The 13,485-nt window shown below is 60.8% G+C and carries 13 protein-coding genes; 6 read left to right on the forward strand and 7 right to left on the reverse strand.

Features of this window, described 5'->3' with window-relative positions:
- Positions 1-215: 215 nt before the first annotated feature.
- On the forward strand, positions 216-929 hold the full coding sequence (locus E4P00_RS06420; RefSeq protein WP_005784196.1) for an ABC-type transport auxiliary lipoprotein family protein: 714 nt from the start codon (positions 216-218) through the stop codon (positions 927-929).
- Between the two features lie 116 nt (positions 930-1,045).
- Here the strand turns inward: E4P00_RS06420 and E4P00_RS06425 are convergent, their stop codons facing one another.
- The gene (locus E4P00_RS06425; RefSeq protein ID WP_032878227.1) at positions 1,046-2,581 is read right to left on the reverse strand and encodes a HAMP domain-containing protein; all 1,536 of its coding nucleotides are present in this window, start codon (positions 2,579-2,581) and stop codon (positions 1,046-1,048) included.
- 133 nt (positions 2,582-2,714) lie between these two features.
- Here E4P00_RS06425 and serB point away from each other — a divergent pair, with 133 nt between their 5' ends.
- Entirely contained in the window at positions 2,715-3,929 is a 1,215-nt protein-coding gene (serB, locus tag E4P00_RS06430; RefSeq protein WP_057702577.1) for a phosphoserine phosphatase SerB, read from the forward strand.
- A gap of 141 nt (positions 3,930-4,070) precedes the next feature.
- On the opposite strand, the gene asd is transcribed toward serB, so the two are convergent.
- The 3 genes from asd to E4P00_RS06445 are packed head-to-tail and all read right to left on the reverse strand — an operon-like array spanning position 4,071 to position 7,355.
- Positions 4,071-4,931, reverse strand: a complete 861-nt coding sequence (asd, locus tag E4P00_RS06435) for an archaetidylserine decarboxylase (RefSeq protein ID WP_032878223.1) — start codon at positions 4,929-4,931, stop codon at positions 4,071-4,073.
- A 15-nt stretch (positions 4,932-4,946) separates the two neighbouring features.
- The gene (gene rhdA / locus E4P00_RS06440; RefSeq protein WP_032878220.1) at positions 4,947-5,762 is read right to left on the reverse strand and encodes a thiosulfate sulfurtransferase; all 816 of its coding nucleotides are present in this window, start codon (positions 5,760-5,762) and stop codon (positions 4,947-4,949) included.
- A gap of 57 nt (positions 5,763-5,819) precedes the next feature.
- Positions 5,820-7,355, reverse strand: a complete 1,536-nt coding sequence (locus E4P00_RS06445; RefSeq protein ID WP_248130974.1) for an HDOD domain-containing protein — start codon at positions 7,353-7,355, stop codon at positions 5,820-5,822.
- Positions 7,356-7,521: 166 nt separating this feature from the next.
- Between E4P00_RS06445 and motA the strand changes: the two genes are divergently transcribed.
- Together motA and motB are read left to right on the forward strand one after the other, a co-directional pair.
- Positions 7,522-8,373: a flagellar motor stator protein MotA gene (gene motA / locus E4P00_RS06450; RefSeq protein WP_005784209.1), complete on the forward strand. Its 852-nt coding sequence runs from the start codon at positions 7,522-7,524 to the stop codon at positions 8,371-8,373.
- Between the two features lie 3 nt (positions 8,374-8,376).
- The gene (motB, locus tag E4P00_RS06455) at positions 8,377-9,396 is read left to right on the forward strand and encodes a flagellar motor protein MotB (RefSeq protein ID WP_032878216.1); all 1,020 of its coding nucleotides are present in this window, start codon (positions 8,377-8,379) and stop codon (positions 9,394-9,396) included.
- A 61-nt stretch (positions 9,397-9,457) separates the two neighbouring features.
- On the opposite strand, the gene E4P00_RS06460 is transcribed toward motB, so the two are convergent.
- Both E4P00_RS06460 and rsgA read right to left on the reverse strand, forming a co-directional pair.
- Positions 9,458-9,667: a hypothetical protein gene (locus E4P00_RS06460; RefSeq protein ID WP_078820139.1), complete on the reverse strand. Its 210-nt coding sequence runs from the start codon at positions 9,665-9,667 to the stop codon at positions 9,458-9,460.
- 240 nt (positions 9,668-9,907) lie between these two features.
- Complete coding sequence (gene rsgA / locus E4P00_RS06465) at positions 9,908-10,939, reverse strand: small ribosomal subunit biogenesis GTPase RsgA (RefSeq protein WP_005784215.1); 1,032 nt, start codon at positions 10,937-10,939, stop codon at positions 9,908-9,910.
- Positions 10,940-11,047: 108 nt separating this feature from the next.
- On the opposite strand from rsgA, the gene orn reads away from it, so the two are divergent.
- Positions 11,048-11,590 (forward strand): oligoribonuclease, encoded by a 543-nt coding sequence (gene orn, locus E4P00_RS06470; protein WP_005784217.1) that lies wholly within the window; start codon positions 11,048-11,050, stop codon positions 11,588-11,590.
- Between the two features lie 207 nt (positions 11,591-11,797).
- Positions 11,798-12,415 (forward strand): trimeric intracellular cation channel family protein, encoded by a 618-nt coding sequence (locus E4P00_RS06475; RefSeq protein WP_172833454.1) that lies wholly within the window; start codon positions 11,798-11,800, stop codon positions 12,413-12,415.
- Here E4P00_RS06475 and queG read toward each other — a convergent pair.
- A complete protein-coding gene (queG, locus tag E4P00_RS06480; protein WP_248130976.1) occupies positions 12,412-13,476 on the reverse strand; it encodes a tRNA epoxyqueuosine(34) reductase QueG in 1,065 nt (354 codons plus the stop codon). The two genes, E4P00_RS06475 and queG, sit on opposite strands and share 4 nt — an antisense overlap.
- Positions 13,477-13,485: the final 9 nt, after the last annotated feature.

The raw sequence follows: 13,485 nt of genomic DNA on the forward strand, positions 1-13,485 counted from the left end.
CCCGCTTTAAGGCGACAACGCGGCGGGGAAACTAATTGAGAACGCCCCCTAGAGCACTCGATCTACGATTTAACCTGTAGATCGATGCTTTCGCGCTGGAGTCATGGCGCATATTCACGGATGATATGGCCTTTCCAGCGCCGGCGTGGCCGAGCGTGTTCAGGTTATTTTTAGTATTACATTGTGGTTCGCCTTGTGGCAGCCACTTGGATGGGATGATGACTGCTCCACGCCTTCCTCTATTTTTGATGCTCGCTGGCCTTTTGGGGCTGGCGGGTTGCAGCACGCACCAACCGGTGTCGCTGTACCAGTTGGACAGCGGTAGCCCGGCTCAGCCAGCCCAAACGGCTGGCATGGCGGTATTGCTCGGTCCGGTAGTCGTTGCCGATTACCTGCAACGCGAAACCCTGCTGCAACGTCAGAACGACGGCAGCCTGCAAGGTTCCACTGATGGTCGTTGGGCGGGCAGCTTGTCGTCCGATATCAATCAACTGATGTTGCGTCAGGTTGCAGGGCAGTTGGATAGCCAGCGTGTGGTCCTGGCACCAGGGCCATCGGGATTCACTCCGGATGTGCAGGTGCTGCTGACGATTACGCGGCTCGACTCCGGCAAATCGCAACCGGCGATTCTGGATGCACAGTGGCGCCTGATCGACCGTCGCGGACAAGTACGGGATAACCGCATCGTGCACCTGCAGGAAGAACATACCGGCACCACCGCTTCTCAGGTCCAGGCCCAGGGTGTGCTGTTGCAGCACTTGGCGCAGCAGTTGTCGGTGGCGCTCAAGCCATTGGCGAACCAGCCGCCGATTGCCGAGGTGCAGCCGCGTAAACAGGCCCCAGCCCAGGCCAAACCGGCAGCCCCGGAAAAGCCGAAGATGCCGATGGCTACGCCGATTCGTACCGATCTGGAAGTGTTCAGGTTCTGATCTGAATCGCAGCCAAACAAAAGGCCCGCTGAATAAGCGGGCCTTTTTGTTTGTGCAGGATTTGAGTCATGTTGAAGATCAACTGTGGGAGCGGGACCCACTCCACAGTAGGTATTTCAGGGCTTGCGGGTCTCATGCATCCGCGCCAGCTGGCGCTCGAGCATCGACGGGTACGGCTCCATCAACCGCTCTACGCAACTGGCCCCTTCAGGGCTGGCAATCGGACGGATACGTGCGCGTTGGCGGATCAGCGTGTCTTCACTGATCTTGCGTTCCACCAGCAGCAGGTTGCGGCTGTGTTGGGACAGGGCCAGGGCATCCTGGGCGATTTCGGTGAGCAGCAGGTCGATCTGGCTCATGCCGAACAGGTCATCACCCACGGTCAAGCCAAGCTGCAATTGCAGGGTAATGCCGCTGTCGGCCACTTCGATCTGCAGGGCATGGCCCAGCGCGCGCAGCAATTCGCCGCAGCAAATTGCATTGGTCAGGTAGTCTTCGCCGCTGTCTTCGCTGTGGAACAGCATCAGGGTGCTGCCATCGTTCAACGTGTGCAGCTCGCTCTGGTACAGCGAGGCGGCCTGGTCGAGACAGTCGCGGTAGCGTTCGAGCAGTTCGGTCAGCCGGGCACGAGGCAGGCGGCGCAGCTGCTCCTGGGAGCCCAGTTGCACGGCGAGTACTGCACTGTGCTGCGGCTCGGTGTTCCTGACCACCGCAACGGGTTTTGTCGCAGCGGCCGGGGCCACGGCCGAGGTATCGCGCAGGTCGGCGAAGGGGTCTTCCTCGTCGAGTTCGTCTTCCTCGGCCTTGACCACATGGCGCGGTGCAGGCTTGAGGCCGGCCACCGGAGCGCTTTCGTCAAAGCCTGGGTCGCGCAGGTCACGTACTTCAAACTCAGGCTCATCGCTGTAGTCGTCGGTATCGTCGTATTCGGGTTCCGGTTCGACTTCAGGCGCTTTCGGCTCCGGAGCGAAGCTGGTATGGAGCTGGCGCGCGAGGTCGCCGATTTCATCCTGGCGATCAGTGGCCGGGGTGTGTTCGTCGATATCCCGCAGCCAGATACGCAGTTGCATCAGCGGTGTGGAGATATGCCTCCCCAGGCGCAGGCTCAAGGCCAGGGCCAGGGCCAGCAGGATCGCGCTCAAGATACCCATGCTTTGCAGGCTGATGGTCATCGGCTGCTGGAACTGCTGCATGTCGAGGCTGATACGCAGTTGGCCGGCTTTCACATCCTGAAAGGTGATATTGCTCTGGTAGAGGCCCTCGGCTTCACCCAGCAAGCCGTTCTTCGGGCGCTGCCCGGCTTCGGCCATGATCCGGTTGTCCACGCTATAAATGGCGGCGTGAGCTACCAGCGGGTTCTTGGTCAGGTTGTTGAGCAGCACGTTGAGGCTGAGGATGTCGTTGGACACCAGCAACTCAGTCGCCGAGGTGGCCGTCTGGGTCGTCAGGCTCGCACCCAGGGCGTCGGCTTGCTCATGCATGGCCTGCTTGAACTGCAAACCCATCACGCAGGCGTAGATTACCAGGGCCAAGGCGACCAGGATCACGTTATGGCTGGCGATGCGTAATGCGATCGGTACACGGCGGTGGCGCAGTGCCCGGAAGATCAGCAGGAAGAAGTTATCGGTTTTTACTGGCGTGGGCCGGTTCACTTGCGCTCGGCTCTTGGTCCGTGAAGTTGACGCGCAGTATAGCGACAGGCCCATGACCGGCAAAGCACTGGCTGTGCCCGATGGTCACTGAAAGTGGGTAGAATGCGGTTTTTTTCCAGCCTGGGGGTGCGCTTTGCGCGAAATTGTCCTGATCAACATCACGGGTGAAGACCGACCGGGTCTCACCGCGGCCATTACCGGCGTCCTGGCCCAGGGTGGTGTGAACATCCTCGACATCGGTCAGGCGGTGATCCACGACACCCTGTCGTTCGGCATTCTGGTGGAGATCCCCAGCACCGAACAGGCTTCGTCGGTACTCAAGGACATCCTGTTTACGGCCTATAAGCTGGATCAACAGGTGCGTTTCACCCCCGTGTCCGAAGCTGATTACCAGCACTGGGTGGAAGGCCAGGGCAAAAAACGCCATATCGTCACGTTGCTTACTCGCAAGGTAACGGCTGAACAATTGCAGCGTGTCAGCTCGATCACGGCCCACTACGGGTTGAATATCGACCATATCGACCGTCTGTCGGGTCGTATGCCCTTGGACACACCGGCCGACAAAGGCAAGGGCTGCATCGAGTTTTCTGTACGCGGTGAACCGGCTGACGCGCAAGCGCTGCGGGCCGAATTCCTGAGCGTGGCCCAGGAGTTGAATGTCGATATCGCCTTCCAGGAAGATTCGCTGTTCCGTCGCAACCGTCGTTTGGCGGTGTTCGACATGGACTCCACCCTGATCGAAGCCGAAGTCATCGACGAACTGGCCAAGGCAGCGGGAGTCGGCGAGCAAGTCAGCGAGATTACCGAGCGGGCGATGGCCGGTGAGCTGGATTTCCGTGCCAGTTTCAAGGAGCGCCTGGCGTTGCTCAAGGGCCTGGACGTGAGCGTGCTGGACTCCATCGGCGCATCGCTGCGCCTGACGGAAGGCGCCGAAACCCTGTTCGCCGAACTCAAGCGCCTGGGCTACAAGACCGCCATTCTGTCCGGCGGCTTCACCTACTTCGCCAAGCAGTTGCAGGCGAAGTTGGGCATTGACTATGTATTTGCCAACGAGCTGGAAGTAGTGGATGGCAAGGTGACCGGCGTGGCGGTCGAGCCGATTGTCGATGCGCAGCGCAAGGCCGACCTGCTCAAGGAATTGGCGCACAAGGAAGGCTTGCGCCTGGAGCAGACCATTGCGGTCGGCGACGGCGCCAATGACTTGCCGATGCTGGCGATTGCAGGATTGGGTGTGGCGTTTCGCGCCAAGCCGTTGGTCAAGCAGTCGGCCAAACAGGCGATTTCAACGCTGGGGCTCGATGGCGTGTTGTATCTGCTGGGCTTGCGCGACCGCGACGGTCAGTTATAAGCCGATCTCACTGTAGAAATACAGTCAAAAATGTGGGAGCCGGGCTTGCCCGCGATAGCGGCAGTTCAGTCAATGATGTGTTGACTGACACTCCGCTATCGCGGGCAAGCCCGGCTCCCACATAGGATGCCACCAGCAATATCAGGCTTTCGGCAATGCGATACCCTGGCCCATCTGCACTGGCGTACCCGCTGCCAGTTCTTCAGCCCACTTCACCTGATCCGGCCCGAACAGCACGATGGCGGTCGAGCCCAGCTTGAAACGGCCCAGCTCCGCACCTTTTTCCAAATGAATCGGCGCACGTGCGGCTTCGTCGTAGCGGAAGGTTTTCAGCTCGCGCTTGGGCGGGGTTACCAACCCGGCCCACACCGTCTCAATCGACGCGACGATCATCGCACCCACCAACACCACGGCCATCGGGCCGCGCTCGGTGTCAAACAGGCATACAACCCGCTCGTTGCGCGCAAACAGCTCCGGTACGTTTTCGGCGGTGGTCTGGTTGACCGAGAAAATCCGACCTGGCACATAGACCATCTCACGCAAGGTGCCGGCCAGTGGCATGTGCACCCGGTGGTAGTCTTTGGGTGACAGGTAAATAGTCGCAAAATCGCCTCCCATGAACGGTGCAGCCAGCGCCGCGTCGCCACCGAGCAATTCCAGCACGCTGAAGCTGTGGCCCTTGGCCTGGAACACACGGCCATGTTCGATAGGGCCTAGCTGGCTGACGGCGCCATCGGCCGGGCTCAGCACGGCACCGGGAGTCTGGTCGAGCGGGCGGGCGCCGTCTTTCAAGGCGCGGGTGAAGAACGCGTTGAAATGCTCATAGGCGCTCAGGTCTTCAACCAGGGCCTGGGACATGTCCACTTGATAGCGCTTGGCGAACCAGGCGGTGAAGGCGTTCTTGAACCAGCGCACGCGGCACTCGGCAATGCAGCCGGCCAGGCGCGAGAGCAAGTGGTGTGGCAGCAAGTACTGGCTGAGGATAAACAACTGCTTTTTCATAACTGTCCTTAAACCTTAAATCTCAACGGGGGTGTCGGGGTGGTTGCCCCATTCGCCCCAGGAACCGGCATAGCCTTTGACTCGTGGATAACCGAGCGCCTTGGCCACCAGGTAGGTGAAGCCAGAGCGGTGGTGAGTCTGGCAGTGGGTAATGATTTCTTTATCGCGGGTCAGCCCGAGCTCTTCGAGGACCTGTGGCATGTCGCGACGGATGCGCAGGTTGCGCGCCTTGTCCATGCCGGCGGTCCATTCGAAATTCACCGCGCCGGGAATATGGCCCCCCTTGGCGGCGAGCACTTTTTCGCCGGAATATTCCAGCGGGCCGCGGGCATCCCAGACGCCCAGGTCGGCCGCGCCGAGACGGCTTTGCAGGTACTCACGGGTAGCCGTGGGGCCATCGTGCAACGTGAGGCTGACGGGGCCGCCTGCCGGCGCGGGCACTTCGATGGAGAGTGGGTACTTTTCCTCCAGCCATGCCAGCAGGCCGCCGTCGAGGTAGTGATATTTCTGGTGACCGATCACGTCGAGCATCCAGATAAAGCGTCCGGCCCAGCCGCCGCCTTCGTCGTCATAGACCACGTAGGTCGCGTCCGGGGTGTGGCCCAGTTCGCCGAACAGTTTTTCCAGGTCGGCCTTGCTCGGCAGCAAGCCGGGTGCCGGTGGCTGGCCCAGTTGGGTGCGCTTGGGGTCAACAAAATGCGCGCCGGGGATATGCCCTTCGGCGTAGCGGGCGGCACTGGTGAGGTCCACCAGAATCAAGTGCTCGGCATCCAGTTGAGCGAGCAGGTCACTGGATTCGATCACCAGCGGCAAGCCAGAGAAGTCAGGCATGTGAGGTCTCCTGGGCACAAATGTTGGTGATAAAGGCCGCTGATTGTAGCGCAAGCATCAGGCGCTGCGGTTGGTAAAGCTGTGCAGGGCTTTTTCGATGCATTGGGCGGTTTTGCCGAACGCCTGCACGGTGGTTTCCGAGAATGGTCCGCCGCCTTGGTCCGCCACTACCAGCATCACCACGCGGCCATTGCAGCTCAGCGAACGCAGCAGCAAGTGCTCGCCCGTAAACAGGCGACGCAGGATAGGCGGCAGCAGGGCGGAAAACTGCGCATGGTTGTCGGGGGTCAGACGCACCTGAGCGGACTTTTCCAGCAGGCGTTGCAGCAATGTGCTGTTGACCACATCCAGGCTCAGGTGCGCGGCGTCCCTGGGCAAACCGTCGGCCTGATGCACGCGCAGGGTGCTCAGGGCGCGATCGGCCATGAACAACAACACCCGCTGCATGCCACTGGCAACCAAGGCGTGCTTGGCGCAGGTGGTCAGGTGCATGGCGTTGGCAAAGCGGCTCGGCTCGACCAGCAACTCGGTGCAATGAGTGCGCCATACGGCCAGGGCTTCAGCCGTGGGCGGCGGCGCGGGCAACAAGCCGCGATGGACTTTTTGCACATGCCACGGCCAGATCAGCGACAGCGCCGGGTGCCAGAGGTCGGGCATCAAGGTGGTGCGGGCGCTCGTGACTGCCTGCTGGTGCGCCTGTTGTTGCACATCACTCAAGGGCACTTGCAGGTATAGCGCGGTGAGGTATTGCCAGCGTTCGGTGTGCGGGCAGGTCCAGGATTCCTGGGCGGACATCGCCAGGCCGTTGGCCAGCAACACGGTATTGGCTGGCTGGTTCAGCCAGCGGCGCAGGTTGGGGTCGGCGTCGAGCAATTGCTGGTGGCGCAAGGCGTCGTCTTCGCGGGCAATGTGCAGCGCCTTGACCAGCAGGCGTTGCTCGGCCAGCAGCAGCTTGTAGCCCTGCGAAACCCAGATCGGCAGGTGCCAGGCTTCGGTCAGGCCCCGGCACAGGTCCAGCAAGCGCACACCGAACAGTTCCTGCTCGACCTGGCGCGCCGACTGGCCCTTGTGAATCACCCGCAGCTCCCATTCCTCCAAAAGCTTGGGGTAGGCGACGGCCATCGGCCACAGTGGCGACAGAAACAGCAGGCTGCCCCAGTGGATGTCCTGCCATAGCCGCGCCAGGCGACTGCCGAACAAGCCGTTGGCTTGCTGGGACGCGTGCTGGCTGACCAGCAGCAGTTGGCGCAATGCGGCTGGGATTTCTCCAGCCGGCACCGAAGGTAGGCGTGCCAGCAACTCCTCGGCACGTTTGAGGCCGAGACGGTTAAGCGCTACTTCGAGGTTTTCGGCGGGCTCGGCCAGGCTCCCATGGGCTTGGCTGTTGGCCTCGCGCATCACGCTCAGCACCAGCGCCGGGCTGTTTTGCATCAGCTCGGCAATATCTCGCAATGAACTGCGACTGTCGCGGATGGCTTTGCACACGCGCTCATGGTTGGCCTGGGGAACGGGCAGCAGCACGTCGTCCAGGCGCTTGATCCAAGCGGCGAGGGTGGTGGGGCGGTTCGTTGGGACTGTCGTTTCGATTGCCATGATTGGGGCGCGATCATCACTTGTGTTCAACACACCCGGAACGGGCCGAATTGGCTTTTCGCCTTAACGGGCTATAGTCTGGCGCAGTTTTGCCGATAAGTAGAACAAGAGTTTTCTGCTGCACCCACTATGTCCATGAACCCGACGGCGCAAGTACCCATCTCCTATGGCTAAAATTATCGGCATCATTGTCGTCATCGCAAGTGTGCTCGGAGGGTACGTCCTCTCCCACGGTAAAATCGCCGCATTGATCCAACCTTTCGAAGTGCTGATCATCGGCGGCGCCGCGTTTGGCGCATTCTTGCAGGCCAACCCCGGCTACATGACCATGCACGTGATCAAGAAATCGCTGGGCATGTTCAGTTCGCGTTTTTCCCACACCTTCTATCTGGAAGTGCTGGGGCTGATCTACGAGATCCTCAACAAGAGCCGCCGCGAAGGCATGATGGCGATCGAAGGCGACATCGAAGACGCCGCCGCCAGCCCGATTTTCGCCAAGTACCCGGCCGTGCTCAAAGATGAGCGCATGACCGCTTATATCTGTGACTACCTGCGCATCATGTCCTCCGGCAACATGGCTCCCCACGAGCTGGAAGGCCTGTTCGACATGGAGTTGTTCAGCCTCAAGGAAGAGCTGGAGCATCCTTCCCATGCCGTGACCGGCATCGCCGATGGCATGCCCGGTTTCGGCATTGTCGCGGCGGTGCTGGGTATCGTGGTGACCATGGCGTCCTTGGGCGAGGGCGATCAAGCGGCCATCGGCATGCACGTGGGTGCGGCGCTGGTGGGTACCTTCTTCGGTATTCTCGCGGCCTATGGCTTCTTCGGCCCGCTCGCTACTTCCCTGGCCCACGATGCCAAGGAAGAGGTCAACCTCTACGAAGCGATCAAGGCGTGCCTGGTGGCATCAGCATCGGGGATGCCGCCATCGCTGGCCGTGGAGTTCGGGCGCAAGGTGCTGTACCCCAAGCATCGCCCAAGTTTCTCCGAGCTGGAACAAGCGGTTCGCGGTCGCTAAGCCATGGAAAACAACCAGCCGATCATCATCAAGCGCGTCAAGCGCTTCGCTGCGGGGCACCATGGTGGTGCCTGGAAAATCGCGTTTGCCGACTTTGCCACGGCGATGATGGCGTTCTTCCTGGTGCTGTGGCTGATGTCCACCGCCACACCGGAACAGAAGATCGCCATCGCCGGTTACTTCAAAGACCCGATTGGCTTTTCGGAAAGCGGTACGCCATTTGTCATCGATCTGGGCGGTTCACCGCAACTGGCGCCAGAGCGCACCATCAACCCGGAAGTGCAAACTGAGTCGCCCCAGGAAAAAATCCCGATTGAGCGCGATACCGTCGAAACCATGGCCGAGCAGGTCGAGCAGGAACGCCTGGAACTGTTGCTGCAGGAGTTGCAGACCAAGGTTGAGGAAAACCCGCAACTGCTGAAGTTCAAGGACCAGATTTCGTTCGAGATCACGCCCGAAGGGCTGCGCATCCAGATCACGGACGCCGCCAACCGGCCGATGTTCGATTCCGGCAGTGCGCGCTTGAAGCCGTACTTTGAAGACATCCTGCTGGCCATGGCCGACACCATCAAGGCGGTACCGAACAAGATCAGCATCAGCGGCCATACCGACGCCAAGCCCTACGCGGGCCAGGGCGACTTCGGCAACTGGGAACTCTCGGCCAACCGCGCCAACGCCGCCCGCCGTGCGCTGGTGGCCGGCAGCTATCCGGACCCACAAGTGGCACGGGTGGTGGGCTTTGCCTCATCGCAGTTATTTGATCCCAAAGACCCGTTCAACCCGGTCAACCGCCGTATCGATATCGTGGTGCTGACCAAAAAGGCCCAGCGTGCGATTGAAGGCGACCAGCCACCGCCACCGGTACCGACTCAGGGCGATGGTGCCCCTGGCGAAGTGCCGGCCGACCCTAACGCACTGCCGCCTGAGCAGGAACCACTGCCGGCCCATGAGTTGCGGCAGAAGCTGAACCTGTTTGATGATGGTGGGATGAAGGATCCTACGGTGCCTGCGCCGGCCTCGTAACTTATCTCTCTACAGCAGAAACCAAAACGCCCCGAATCATTCGGGGCGTTTTCATTGGCGGTCAGAGTGGCAGGTAGGCTTTGACACCATTAACTACGCCTCGCATGTCGTCGGCGCACAGGCGTGGGACAACCTTGCGGATTTTCAGCATTTCCGGTGCAACAAAACCTCGTGTGAAGTCACACAGCAGCACGTCGCCTTGTTTGGGGTGATAGTAGAGAGCCAATGTTAATTCCCCACAAAAAGCAAAGCCGCCCGAAGGCGGCTTCATTCGACACACAGCGGAGCTTGCTTCGCCCCTTCTGCGCCGCTGGATCAACCCCGAAAAGGATCCAGACTCCTGCCAGCTTTCGCTGGTGACGGAGCAATTATGGGCATCAGGAAATCTGAATACAAGCTGGCTTGTGTGTATGAGCCACCCAGTTGATCCGGATTCTTGATTCCCGCTCCTGTTAAATCAATGGGCTAGGGCGTTCAGCGCCGTGGTTTATGTGTATCAAGAAATTGACCGTCAATAACTGCTCTCAGGCAAGCTCGCAATAATCGACCGATAGCTGTTCATCCGCTGCTGTTGCACGCGGCCATCTTCCAGGGCCTTGAGCAATGCACAGCCCGGCTCGCGGTCGTGTTTGCAGTCGCGGAAGCGGCAGGTGCCGATCAGGTCGTTGAACTCGATAAAGCCCGCCTCCACATCGCTGCGGCTGACGTGGCCCAAGCCGAATTCACGGATGCCCGGGGAGTCGATCAGCTCGCCGCCGCCGGGGAAGTGGAACAACCGCGCGGTAGTGGTGGTGTGAGTGCCCTGGCCGGACAGTTCCGACAGTGGCCCCACGCGGGTATCGACTTCCGGCAACAGGCTGTTGACCAGCGATGACTTGCCCACGCCAGACTGGCCGACAAACACGCTGATGCGCCCGTCCAGCTGCTGTTGCAGCTGTTCCATGCCGTTGCCGTGATGGGCCGACACTTCCAGCACCGGGTAGCCCAGGGTGCGATAGACCGCCAGCAACGCATTGAGCGCCGGGGCGTTTTGCTCGTCGATCAGGTCGAATTTGTTCAACAGCAACAGCGGGCGGATGCCGGCGTGTTCGGCCGCGACCAGGTAGCGGTCGATCAGGTTGGCATGGGGCTCGGGCAACGGTGCGAACACGATCACAATCATGTCGACGTTGGCTGCCACCGGCTTGAGCTGGCCACGGCTGTCGGGGCGACGCAGTTCGGTGCTACGCGGCAACTGGGCGACGATCACGCCGATGCCCTGGTTGCCGGCGCGCCACACGACTTTGTCGCCGGTCACCAGCGCAGGCAGGTTGGCGCGCAGGTGGCAACGGGACACCGAGCCTGCGAGTTCGCCTTCCAGCGCCTCGACTTCGACTTGCACACCAAAGTGCGCGATCACCAGGCCCGTTTGTTCGGGGCCCAAGTCGCCGCCCTCGAGCGCTTCCACGGCGGAGGATTCACGTTTGGCGGCACGCGCTGCGCGTTCACCTTGAATCTTTTCGATGCGCCAGTTTTGGCGACGGTTGAGCTGGCGTTTGGCCATTGGTGTTCCGTGTCGATAATGCAAAAGTTGGGTAAAACGGTCGCGAGTCTAGCACGGCCCCGCCTGCTAAACTGCGCAGCTACGCCAAGGTGCCAAGAGAATCAAGCCATGCAAAACCCACAGAACCTGATTTGGATCGATCTGGAAATGACCGGTCTGAACCCCGACAGCGACGTCATCATCGAGATGGCGACGATTGTCACCGACAGCAACCTCAACACCTTGGCCGAAGGTCCGGTGATCGCCATCCACCACAGCGACGCCGTGCTCGCCACCATGGACGAGTGGAACACCCGCACCCACGGTAACTCCGGGCTGACCCAGCGTGTGCGCGACAGCCGCATCAGCATGGCCGAAGCCGAAGCCGAAACCATCGCATTCCTGGAAAAATGGGTGCCCAAGGGCAAGTCGCCGATCTGCGGCAACAGCATCTGCCAGGACCGTCGCTTCCTTTATACGCATATGAAGGCGCTGGAGAGCTACTTCCACTATCGCAACCTGGACGTATCGACGCTTAAAGAGCTGGCTGCGCGTTGGGCGCCGGAAGTCAAAGACAGCTTCCATAAAGGCAGCACGCACCTGGCGCTGGATGATATTCGTGAGTCGATCGCCGAGTTGCAGCATTACCGCAAGCATTTCATCAAGGCTTGAAAACGGGCGACTGCTGAACATGTGGGAGGGGGCTTGCTCCCGATGGCGTTGTGTCAGCCCCAGATGCATTGACTGACACTCCCTCATCGGGAGCAAGCCCCCTCCAACACTTGAATGGGTTTGCAAATCCAAGTGTTGGAGAGCGTTTGCCCCCTTTTGGTGCCATCAGCAAATGATTAGACTGCCGGCCTCCCTGCAAGGATCGCCATCATGCTGTTGATGCTCTACCTCATCGCCATCACCGCCGAAGCCATGACCGGCGCCTTGTCCGCCGGTCGGCGCGGCATGGACTGGTTTGGCGTGGTGCTCATCGCCTGCGTGACGGCCCTGGGCGGTGGTTCGGTGCGCGATGTGCTGCTCGGCCACTACCCGCTGACCTGGGTCAAGCACCCGGAGTACCTGGTGCTGACCTCCGTCGCGGCGCTGGTGACGATCTTTATCGCGCCGCTGATGCGCCGCCTGCGCTCACTGTTTTTGGCGCTGGACGCCTTGGGGTTGGTGGCATTCACCCTGATCGGCTGCATGACCGCCCTGGAAATGGGTCACGGCATGTTGGTGGCGTCCGTCAGCGGGGTCATCACCGGCGTATTCGGGGGCATCCTGCGGGATATCTTCTGTAACGACATTCCGCTGATCTTCCGCCGCGAGTTGTACGCCAGCGTGTCGTTCCTGGCCGCCTGGTTCTACTTGCTGTGCCTGTATCTGGAACTGCCGAGCGAACAGGCGATTCTGTTGACGCTGTTCAGCGGCTTTCTATTGCGCCTGCTGGCGATCCGTTTTCACTGGGAAATGCCCAAGTTCGTCTACAACGACGACGTACACTAGCGGGCCGCGTGCTGGTTCAGCGCCCATTCCACATGCTCGCGAACCAGCTCTGAGGGGTAGTCCCGCCGCGCCTTCAAGGCTTCCAATACCGGAATGCTTGACGGCGCATTGCCCAGGCCCACCGCCAGATTGCGTAACCAGCGCTCGTAACCGGCGCGGCGCAGGGGGGAGCCCTCGGTGCTGCTGAGGAATTTATCCTCGTCCCACATAAATAGTTCGGCTAACTCGGCGTTATCCAGGTTGTGCCTGGGCTTGAAATCGCTTTCGGCAGTGGGTCGAGCGAAACGATTCCATGGACAAACGATCTGACAGTCATCGCAGCCAAAGACGCGGTTGCCGATCAGTGGGCGCAGGTCCTCGGGAATGGCGCTCTTGAGTTCGATGGTCAGGTAGGAAATGCAGCGCCGGGCATCCAGCACGTAAGGGCCGACGAAGGCGTTGGTGGGGCAGATGTCCAGGCACGCCGTGCAACGGCCGCAGTGCTCGGTAGTGTGGGGTGGGTCCACCGGCAACGGTAAATTGACAAACAGTTCGCTCAAGAAGAAATAACTGCCGGCCTTGCGGTTGAGCACAAGGGTGTTTTTACCGATCCAGCCCAGTCCGGCTTGTTCGGCGATGGCTTTTTCCAGGACCGGCGCGCTGTCGACAAAGGCGCGAAAGCCGAACGGCCCGATCTGCGCCTGGATGCGGTCGGCCAGCTGCTGCACGCGCTTGCGGATCAGCTTGTGGTAGTCGCGGCCCAGGGCGTAGCGCGAGATATAGGCTTTTTCCGGCTGGCCCAGCAGTTGCGCCATCTGGGTGTCGCCGGGCAGGTAGTCCATGCGCAGTGACACCACGCGCAAGGTGCCGGGTACCAGTTCCTCGGGATGGGAGCGTTTGCTGCCGTGGGCGCCCATGTAGTCCATCTCGCCGTGGTAGCCCGCGTCGAGCCAGCGTTGCAGGTGCTGTTCATGCTCAGCCAGGTCCAGGCCACTGATGCCGACTTGTTGAAAGCCCAGCTCGCGGCCCCAGTCTTTGATCGATTGGGCGAGGGCGGGCAAATCGGAGGTAATAGCAGGCATGAGACACGG

Source organism: Pseudomonas sp. B329, assembly GCF_023127835.1.
In the GTDB taxonomy this organism is placed as follows: Bacteria; Pseudomonadota; Gammaproteobacteria; order Pseudomonadales; family Pseudomonadaceae; genus Aquipseudomonas; species Aquipseudomonas synxantha_A.

Coding starts and splice junctions, on each gene's coding strand:
- E4P00_RS06420 (WP_005784196.1), top strand. CDS start 216: ATGATGACTGCTCCACGCCTTCCTCTATTTTTGATGCTCGCTGGCCTT.
- asd (WP_032878223.1), bottom strand. CDS start 4,931: ATGAAAAAGCAGTTGTTTATCCTCAGCCAGTACTTGCTGCCACACCAC.
- rhdA (WP_032878220.1), bottom strand. CDS start 5,762: ATGCCTGACTTCTCTGGCTTGCCGCTGGTGATCGAATCCAGTGACCTG.
- E4P00_RS06445 (WP_248130974.1), bottom strand. CDS start 7,355: ATGGCAATCGAAACGACAGTCCCAACGAACCGCCCCACCACCCTCGCC.
- motA (WP_005784209.1), top strand. CDS start 7,522: ATGGCTAAAATTATCGGCATCATTGTCGTCATCGCAAGTGTGCTCGGA.
- motB (WP_032878216.1), top strand. CDS start 8,377: ATGGAAAACAACCAGCCGATCATCATCAAGCGCGTCAAGCGCTTCGCT.
- E4P00_RS06460 (WP_078820139.1), bottom strand. CDS start 9,667: ATGAAGCCGCCTTCGGGCGGCTTTGCTTTTTGTGGGGAATTAACATTG.
- rsgA (WP_005784215.1), bottom strand. CDS start 10,939: ATGGCCAAACGCCAGCTCAACCGTCGCCAAAACTGGCGCATCGAAAAG.
- orn (WP_005784217.1), top strand. CDS start 11,048: ATGCAAAACCCACAGAACCTGATTTGGATCGATCTGGAAATGACCGGT.
- queG (WP_248130976.1), bottom strand. CDS start 13,476: ATGCCTGCTATTACCTCCGATTTGCCCGCCCTCGCCCAATCGATCAAA.